The organism is Occallatibacter sp., from assembly GCF_036502485.1.
GTDB lineage: Bacteria > Acidobacteriota > Terriglobia > Terriglobales > Acidobacteriaceae > Telmatobacter.
In genome coordinates this window covers 17,580-27,010 of the sequence record NZ_DASXYM010000081.1, presented here as the reverse complement: position 1 = coordinate 27,010, position 9,431 = coordinate 17,580, and the positions used below count along the sequence as shown (strand labels likewise).

Here is a 9,431-nt window from a genome sequence, read left to right as displayed (position 1 = left end):
CACACCGTGGTCTGTGTCGACAACGACGCAGACAAGATTCAGGCCCTGCAGAGCGGGCAGATTCCCATCCACGAAAATCATCTGGAAGAACTGCTGCGCCGGCAGAAAAAGGGCGCGCTGACCTTCAGCACATCGCTGCCCCGGGCCGTTCGTGCGTCTGAAGTCATCTTTATTGCGGTAGGCACTCCGCCGACGGAAAACGGCGACGCGGATCTCTCCTATGTGGAAGCGGTTGCGGTTGAGATTGCGCAGTCCATGCGCGGGTATCGGGTGATCGTGGAAAAGAGCACGGTGCCGGTTTACACCAGCGACTGGATCCGGCGGGTGCTGCAGCGCAACGGCGTCCGCTCCGACGAGGCTGACGTGGTATCGAATCCCGAGTTCCTGCGCGAGGGCACGGCCGTCAGCGATTTTCTTCATCCTGACCGCATCGTGGTGGGCACCGGCAGCGATCGAGCTTTCCGCCTGCTGCAGCGCATTTACCGCCCCCTGACGGATGGCAGCTATTACCGCAGGGCCGACGCGATTGAGGGCTGCTGCAGCGAGATGAGCCCCGCGCCGCTACTGCGGACAAGCGCGAAGAGCGCTGAACTCATCAAGCACGCGTCGAACGCTTTTTTGGCGATGAAGATCAGCTTTATCAATTCAGTTGCGAATGTGTGCGAAGCCGTGGACGCCGACATCCAGGAAGTGGCGCAGGGCATGGGCATGGATAAGCGGATCGGGCCGCGGTTCCTGCATGCGGGCCTGGGCTACGGCGGGTCGTGCTTTCCGAAGGACATCAAGGCCTTCTACGCGCTGAGCCAGCAGCTCGGCGTGGATCTGTCGCTGCTGAAGGAGGTGGAGAGGATCAACGAGCGGCAACGCGAGTCGTTCCTGAAAAAAGTGCGCTCGACGCTGTGGAATCTGCGCCACAAGAAACTTGCGGTGCTGGGCCTGGCCTTCAAGGGCGGCACGGACGATATTCGCGAGTCGCCGGCGATCAGCCTGGTGCGCAGCTTTCTAGCCGAGGGATGCACGGTGTGCGCGCACGATCCGGCCGCGAACACCAACGCACGCAAGTCGCTGCCTTCGGTTGGAATTCGCTACGTCGACGATGCCTACGAGACCATGAAGGGCGCTGATGCGCTGGTCATCCTGTCAGACTGGCCGGAATTTGCGCGGCTGGATCTCGATAAGGTGAAAGCGCGTTTAGCGAATCCGATCGTGTTTGACGGCCGCAATCTGTTTGACCCGCGCGACATGGCTGAGCAGGGCTTCACCTACATCAGCATGGGCCGTCCCGCCGCCGAGCAGTGGGCTGAAGCGGTCCCGCTGGCGAGGAGAGCGTAATGCTGCGTGTTCTTGTTACCGGCGCTGCCGGCTTTCTTGGTTCTCATATGGTGGACGCGCTGCTGGCGGAAGGCAACGCCGTGGTGGGCGTGGATAACTTCCTCACCGGCGATCAGCGCAACATCGCTCACCTTACCCGCGACGTGCGCTTCGAGTTTCTGCAGCACGATATTACGCAACCGTTCGATCCCGGGCGCGTGGACTGGATTTTCAACATGGCCAGTCCCGCGAGCCCCATGGACTACTCGGCTTACGGAGTAGAAACACTGATGGTGGGTTCCGTGGGCGTGCGCAACGTTCTGGAGATCGCGAAGAAGTACAGCGCACGCTTGCTGCACACATCTACGTCGGAGTGTTACGGCGATCCTCTCGTGCATCCGCAGCCGGAGAGCTACTGGGGCAACGTGAACCCGATCGGCCCGCGTTCGGTGTATGACGAGTCGAAGCGCTTTGCGGAGGCGCTCATCATGGCCTATCACCGCTATCAGAAGATCGATACGCGGATTGTGCGGATCTTCAACACATACGGCCCGCGCCTTCAGGCCAACGACGGGCGTGTGATCTCCAACTTCCTGCGCCAGGCCCTTGGGGGCGACGATCTTACCATTTACGGAGACGGAAGCCAGACGCGCAGCTTCTGTTACGTGTCCGATCAGATTGAAGGACAGTTGCGCCTGATGCACTCCAGCGAACACCTGCCGGTCAACGTCGGCAACCCGGAAGAGTTCACCATTCTGGAGTGCGCGCAGGCCATCCTGGCGATCACGGGTGCGTGCAGCCAGCTTGTGTTTGAGCCGCTTCCGCTGGACGATCCCAGGCAGCGCCGGCCGGATATCACCCGCGCCCGCGAGTTGCTGGACTGGGAGCCGAAGATCAGGCTGCCTGAGGGGATCCGCTTGACCATTCCGTGGTTCAAGCAGGAACTCGAACGCCTCTCCGCTTCCGGAGATCTCCAGGACACTTCCGGCATGGCCGCTTGAAGTGTTTTTCCGGCTGCTGATCCGACTGATTCCGGGGGGCTTTCCGCAGCGAGCGCAACCTGGCGCGACGCGGGCAGCATCTCACCTCTATACGACGCTCTAACTACACTGCCGTACCTATAAAAGATTTGCCTGTAAAGTCGCATTTGTTGCTCTCCTGCCAATTCAGGAGGACCTAAAAAAGTATGCTGCGTTATCCATGTATCACGCTAAGCGTTGCCTTGGCGTTTCCCACTCTTGCGATTGGTTCCACAGTGAGCTTCTCCAGCCACACCGCTGCATGTTCCTCCGGCCTTTGCGCCCAAACCAGCATTCAGCACGCCGACCTCAATGGGGACGGTTTAGAAGACCTGATCGCCCTTGATCACCCCAACTACGGCGGCTTCTCGGTGACCTTCAATCAGGGCAACGGGGCGTTTTCGGCACCAGTGGTGTATACCGTTCCGGCCATTTCCAGCGGTAACCCTGATTCAGTGGATGCAGTCGTTTTCGGAGATTTCAGCCATCACGGCGGCATAGACCTGGCTGCGTTCGGGGCCGATTCCGATAATCTTTACGTCTATACCAACAACGGCAGGGGTGCTTTCACCCTTACGAAGACCATTCCATTCACAACAGGAAACATCGGCTTCCTTTCCGCCGTGTCGGCTGACTTCAACCACGACAACAATCCTGACCTTGCCTTCACGACGGACACTCAACTGCATATATTTCTGGGCGACGGCAAAGGCGGATTTACACCCGGCCTCTCTCAATCCGTGCAGGGGAACACGTTGCAAACGGGCGATTTTGATGGCGACGGCAAAGCCGACCTGCTGGTCACCGGCGATCTGGCCGCGCTTAACCATGCGTACGCCTACTACGGCGATGGCACCGGCCACTTTCCCCAGTGGGTCACGCTCGCCATGTCGTCCGGGACCTACGACCAGGTCGCTTTTTCGGTAGGAGATGTCAACTCGGACGGCCGATCGGACGTGATGGTCAGCGATCCGTCGCTGTACAAGAGCAGCGTTTACGTCTTCTACGGAAACGCCGCCAATCGCAATTTCCCGAACCGCACCACGATTTCCATCTCCGGTTGCATCTCCTATGAGGCGCCGACTGTCGCTGACGTGGACGGCAACGGCTACAACGACCTCATCGTGACGGCCTATCCGTGCTCGAATACCAGTGGCAGCGTTCCCAATCTCGAGGTGCGGACACGTAACGCAGATTCCTCTTACAACGCGGTGCAGACAATCTATTCCATTCCAAACTCCACGGCTGACGATAACCAGATCCAGCAAGTGCTGGTCTTGAACGGCGACCACAACACCAAGCCCGATCTGCTTTTCCAGCAGTGCCTGGGCCAGTACTACGGCTCCTGCAGCAACGGCGCCTCCACCATTACCCTTCTCAACAGCACCGCCGGCGCCTTCCCCACCTGCAACGCTCCGGCTGCAGCCGAGGGCATCAGCGTTTGTTCGCCGTCCACAACAGCACCTGGCTCGCCGGTCACCTTTAACCTTGGCGCTGCGATGGCGACGCCGGCCCGCGACATGAACGTCTGGGTCGACGGCAAGAAAGTAGCAGAGCAGGTCGACGGCTTTTCCAATTACACCTATCTCACCAAGAGCCTGAGTCTCAGCCCGGGCACCCACCAGATCGGCATCTATGCGGCTGGATGGGATCAGTCCACGATTCACAAGTCCTTCACCCTGACGGTGCAGTAGACCGGGTGCGCCCCAGCCGCGTTTTATGCCGCTGGGGCGCAGGCCATGAAGGTCCCAATGTAGCCGACCCAGCCTGCGCACGATAGCATCAAGCTATGAGCGTGCTGCACTTCCCTCAGCCGATCTACGACTCGATTCGGGCCCACGGCGAACAGACTTATCCCCACGAGTGCTGCGGCGTGCTGCTGGGGCACTCCCTGCAGGGGAACTGGTCTGTTGTATCGGCGGTGCGCGCAGGCAATACCCGCATTGATTCAGCGCATAACCGCTACAGGATTGATCCCGCCGAACTGGTGCGTATCCAGCGCGAGGCGATGCGCGGGGGCCTGGACATTGCCGGGTTTTATCACTCGCATCCCGATCACCCCGCTCAATGGTCCTCTACCGATTTCGCCGAGGCTCACTGGATCGGCTGCGCTTACGTCATTACCGAAGTAGCAAACGGCAAGGCGGCGGTGACGAATGCGTTCCTCCTGACGGGTAAGACCGAGGAAGACAAGCGTTTCGAGGCCCAGACGATCGAGATTGGGGAATCGACGGCAGTCCCATCCGAATCTCATAATTGATCAACAAGAACGAGAGACCCTGCACATGACGATCATTATCCCCACGCCGCTCCGGCCGTACGTGGACGGCCAGTCAAAGATCGAAGTCAGCGCCCCCACCGTAAAAGGCGCGCTCGACGCCCTGACGCTCGAGCGTCCCGAACTGCGCAAGCACCTGTTCAGCGCGGAGGGCAAAATCCGCGCCTTCGTGAACGTTTACCTCAACGACGAGGACGTCCGTTATCTTCCGCAGAAGGAAGACTCCGCGGTGATGGAGAACGATACACTGACGATCATTCCCTCGATTGCCGGCGGGCGGTAGCCGTCCGGGGGTCTAGCCCTACGGGGGACCGCGCGTTTGGCGCCTGACTGCCGCTCACACAATCATCTGGAACTCTATGTCCATTCTTACTGACTCCGCCGCCACTCTTCCCGAGCTCACCACCGACGAGCTCTCGCGCTACTCGCGTCATCTCATCCTCCCGGAAGTCGGCATGGAGGGGCAGCGCCGGCTCAAAGCCGCCAAGGTGCTGTGCGTCGGCACCGGGGGGCTGGGCTCGCCGCTGGCGTTTTATCTGGCCGCGGCGGGCATTGGCACGCTGGGGCTGGTCGACTTCGACGTGGTGGACGCCAGCAATCTGCAGCGCCAGATCATCCACTCGACGAAAGACATTGGCCGCAAGAAGCTGGATTCCGCCGAAGAGAAACTCACGGCGCTCAATCCAGCGCTTAACGTGGTCAAACATGAGACGATGCTGACCAGCGCCAACGCGCTCGAGATCCTCAAGGATTACGACGTGGTGGCCGATGGCACGGACAACTTCCCCACGCGCTACCTGGTAAACGACGCCTGCGTGCTGCTTGGCAAGCCCAACGCGTACGGGTCGATTTTCCGATTTGAGGGCCAGTGCAGCGTCTTTGCCACACAGGACGGACCGTGTTACCGCTGCCTGTATCCCGAGCCGCCGCCGCCGGGGCTGGTGCCCAGTTGCGTGGAAGGCGGAGTGCTGGGAATTTTGCCGGGGCTGGTAGGCGTGATGCAGGCCACCGAGGTAATCAAGCTCATACTCGGCAAGGGTGAGCCGCTGATCGGACGCCTGCTGCTGATTGACGCGCTTGCCATGCGCTTCCGCGAGCTGAAGCTGCGGAAGAATCCTGATTGCCCGGTTTGCGGCACGCACCGCACCGTGACGCAGCTTATCGATTATCAGCAGTTCTGCGGGCTCGTGCCGGAGAACGTTTCAAAAGATCTCAAGGAGAAGAAAGTGAATAACGGCATTCCTCAGATCACCGTGCAGGAGTTGAAAGCCCGCATCGACGGCGGCGAAGACGTGCAGCTCATCGACGTGCGCGAACCCTGGGAGGCGCAGATCGCCCAGATCGGCGGCAAGCTCATTCCTCAGAACGATGTGCCCAACCGCCTGGCGGAGATCGACCGCAACCGCGAGGTTGTGATCCATTGCAAATCCGGCGGCCGTTCGCAGCGCATCGCCGAATTCCTTCAGCAACAGGGCTATCCCAAAGTAGCCAACGTGGCAGGCGGCATCACTGCGTGGAGCGACCAGATCGATCCATCCCTGCCGAAGTACTGACGGGTCTTTCGCTGGCCTGGGCCGCCGGGCGATGGCCCGCGGCATGACCAACTCAGAAACCTGAGACGCGCGGCGGTTCAACCTGAATGACAGCATTCGCAGCAGAGATTGTCCGCGCTTCGGCAGGCGACGCTCAGGACTTGTCGGTTCTGTCGGCCGAGCTTTTCCCGCTGGGATGTCCTGCCGATACGGCTGCCGCCGATCTGGCCGCGTACATCGACCGGGAATTGACGCCGGAGCGGTTTCGTTCCTTGCTGGAAGACGACTGCAACGCGATTCTGGTGGCGAGGATATCGAGCAAACTCGCCGGCTACGCGATGATTGCGCGTGCGGCCGCGCCTCAGCCTTCGCTGGCGAATTGCGAATTGCGGAAGTTCTACATCGCTCCTGCGTACCACGGCACAGGCATTGCGCATGCGCTGATGGAGCAGGTGCTGGGGCTGGCGGCGGATACACCCGATACGGGGCTCTGGCTCAGCGTCTTTTCAGGCAATACGCGCGCGATTGCCTTCTACCGGAGATGGGGATTCCGGGTTACGGGAATCCATGATTTTCTGGTGGGCAGTGACCCTCAAAGAGACTTCCTGATGGAGCGCGAGAGCCCGGCGGGACCCTGACAACCGGCAGGCTCATCCGCTGCAAATGAGCGCGCGGGTTTGGTCTTCATGTTTTCTCCACAGAAACTTGACGGGGGCGGCGCGAATCTTCTTGACACTCCAAAATAGTTGATACCAACATAACTACAGGCACGCTTCCCCGCACGCCGGACCCCTGGGAGGTCACTCATGCTTTTTCTCCACGATCTTCGCATCGCCATCCGTTCCCTGACCCGCGTCAAGGCGCTGTGGATCACCGTGGCCCTCACGCTGGCGCTGGGCATCGGCGCCAACGCGGCTATCTTCAGCGTGGTGCGTGCGGTGCTGCTGCGCCCTCTGGCCAATCGGGATGAGAGCCATCTGCTTTACATCCGGCAGAGCGCGCCCGGGATCGCCGTTCAGAACGCCACGTTTTCAGTGCCTGAAATCAAAGATATGGGTGAAAGCCTGAAGACGGTCAGCAAGCTTGGCACTTTCTCAAGCATCAGCTTCACGGTGGTGGGACTGGGCACTCCGCGGGAGATCCCCGCGGGCGTCGTGGATGGCAACTACTTCGACGTGATGGGGCTGAGCCCGGTGCTGGGCCGGCTGCTTGGTCCCTCGGATGATGGCCAGAACGCGCCGGGCGCGATTGTGCTGACGTATCACTTCTGGCGCGACTCGCTGCACTCCGATCCCAACGTGCTCGGCAAGGTTGTGCGCCTGGAGAGCTACGCGGGCGCCCGCTCGGCAACGGTGGTGGGCGTGCTTGAACCCTCGGTTCCCTACCCTGTCGCCACGGAGATCATTGCCAACGTGGTGACGAGCCCGCATCATCTTTCCGCCACCATGGTGACGGGCCGCGAGCATCGCATGACGGAAGTCTTTGGCCGCCTCGCCCCGGGGGCGACGATCGATTCAGCGCGCGCGGAGCTCAGCGCCGTTTACGGGGCGATGGCCAAGGCGCACCCGGAGGTTTACAAGCCTGAGGATCACTACCAGATCTCCGTCACGCGCATGCACGACCAGATCAACGCGCGGGCCAACGCGATCCTGTGGATCCTGTTCGCCGCGTCTGGATTGCTTTTTGTCATCGCCAGTTCCAACGTCGCCAATCTCGTGCTTGCGCGCACGGTGCGCCGGGCGTCGGAGTTGGCGGTGCGCTCCGCGCTGGGCGCCTCAACCGCCACGCTGCGCCGGGCGCTGCTGGCGGAGAGCCTGGTTCTCTGCGTCAGTGGAGCGATTGCCGCCATCGCGCTCGCCATTCCCATGGTCAAGGTGCTGGGCAAGTACGCTTCGCGCTACAGCGTGCGCGCCAGCGAACTCACCCTGGATTTCAGCCTGGTGTGGTTCGGCATCGCCCTTGCGATTGCCGCCGCCTTTTTTCTCGCCTATATCCCGCGCCTGCCCAAGCCGGATTCTCCGCAGGGCGGGCTCACCGGCCGCGGCACCCGCGTGGCGGGGGGCAGCACCCGCCGGCTGCGCGTCTTCGCGGTGACGCAGATTGCCGCCTCGTTTCTGCTGCTGGCCGGCGCCTGCGTGCTGATGAAGACGCTGTTCGTCCTTGAAAACACGCGGCCGCCGTTCTCATCCGACAAGGTGCTGGCGGTGAACCTGCCGGTGATGAGTTACGGCAAGACGCCCGAGCAGATCCGCGAGTTCTATCACGAAATCGAGCGCCGCGTTTCCACGCTGCCGGGGGTGGAGCAGGTGTCCAGCGGCTTCAGTGTGCCGTGGCGCGATGAGCAGGGTCTCAACATCAGCTTCACTTTTGCGGCGCCGGGTGCGCGGCGCGCCGATGGCCAGGACTTCCGCGCCAAGTTCCGTTCCGTCTCACCTGGATTCTTCAACACCTTCGGCATGCCGCTCATTGGCGGGCGCGACTTCAACGACGGCGACAAGGACGGGCACGAGCGCGTAGTCATCATCAGCCAGAGCCTTGCCAATCTGCTCTATCCCGGCCAGAACGCGCTGAATCGAACGATCCGCTGGACGGATGGCGTGATGAAGTTCATCGGCATCAGCACCGAGTCACGGCGGATCATCGCGGTGGTGCCCGATCTGGATGACGAGAACATTCTTCCCTCTCCCGCCATGACGATCTATCAGCCTATCGATCAGGAATGGACGGGGGGCCGACTGTTCGTGCGCTCGAAGCAGGACGCCTATCAGTTGGTGCCGTCCATCACCCAGATTGTGCACCAGATCTCCGGCGATCAGCCCGTGGAGAAGGCCAGCACGCTGGGCGACATCCGCGCGGAAGTGATGGCACCGGCCAGGCTCAACGCCATCGTGTTCGGCGGGTTCGCCGCGGTCGCCCTGCTTATCTCCATCGTGGGAGTGGCCGGCGTGCTCGCCTTCTCCGTGAGCGGGCGGACGCGCGAGTTCGGCATCCGGATGGCTCTGGGCGCGCAGCGCAGCAATATTCTCACGAATGTTCTGGTGGAGGGCGCGATCATGGCCTGCATCGGGGTGGGCGCCGGCGTCCTCATCGGTTTTGTGGCAGCGCGCAGCATCGACAAATATGTCACAGAACTTCAGCAGCCGGGCATTCTGGCGTTCGTTGCGTCGGCCCTGGTGATCCTGATTGCGGCGGTGCTGGCCTCAGCCGCTCCGGCAGCGCGCGCGGCACGCATCAACGCTGTCGAAGCTCTGCGCACCGAATAGGCGGAGGGTTTGTAGCTGACGGCCGAGG

The 9,431-nt window shown here is 61.5% G+C and carries 8 protein-coding genes; all 8 read left to right on the top strand.

Annotation, left to right across the window (positions count from 1 at the left end; translation table 11 throughout):
• Positions 1-1,332: UDP-glucose dehydrogenase family protein (locus tag VGL22_RS11695; protein ID WP_465267105.1), on the top strand; the 1,332-nt coding region annotated here is incomplete at its 5' end.
• On the top strand, positions 1,332-2,312 hold the full coding sequence (locus VGL22_RS11690) for a UDP-glucuronic acid decarboxylase family protein (RefSeq protein ID WP_465267104.1): 981 nt from the start codon (positions 1,332-1,334) through the stop codon (positions 2,310-2,312). The genes VGL22_RS11695 and VGL22_RS11690, both read left to right, overlap by 1 nt.
• A gap of 185 nt (positions 2,313-2,497) precedes the next feature.
• A complete protein-coding gene (locus VGL22_RS11685; protein ID WP_465267103.1) occupies positions 2,498-4,024 on the top strand; it encodes an FG-GAP-like repeat-containing protein in 1,527 nt (508 codons plus the stop codon).
• A 95-nt stretch (positions 4,025-4,119) separates the two neighbouring features.
• Positions 4,120-4,590 (top strand): M67 family metallopeptidase, encoded by a 471-nt coding sequence (locus VGL22_RS11680; RefSeq protein WP_465267102.1) that lies wholly within the window; start codon positions 4,120-4,122, stop codon positions 4,588-4,590.
• Positions 4,591-4,615: 25 nt separating this feature from the next.
• Entirely contained in the window at positions 4,616-4,891 is a 276-nt protein-coding gene (locus VGL22_RS11675) for a MoaD/ThiS family protein (protein WP_465267101.1), read from the top strand.
• A gap of 76 nt (positions 4,892-4,967) precedes the next feature.
• Positions 4,968-6,161: a molybdopterin-synthase adenylyltransferase MoeB gene (moeB, locus tag VGL22_RS11670; RefSeq protein WP_465267100.1), complete on the top strand. Its 1,194-nt coding sequence runs from the start codon at positions 4,968-4,970 to the stop codon at positions 6,159-6,161.
• A gap of 86 nt (positions 6,162-6,247) precedes the next feature.
• The gene (locus tag VGL22_RS11665; RefSeq protein ID WP_465267099.1) at positions 6,248-6,778 is read left to right on the top strand and encodes a GNAT family N-acetyltransferase; all 531 of its coding nucleotides are present in this window, start codon (positions 6,248-6,250) and stop codon (positions 6,776-6,778) included.
• A 168-nt stretch (positions 6,779-6,946) separates the two neighbouring features.
• A complete protein-coding gene (locus VGL22_RS11660; RefSeq protein ID WP_465267098.1) occupies positions 6,947-9,403 on the top strand; it encodes an ADOP family duplicated permease in 2,457 nt (818 codons plus the stop codon).
• The last annotated feature ends 28 nt before the right edge of the window (positions 9,404-9,431 follow it).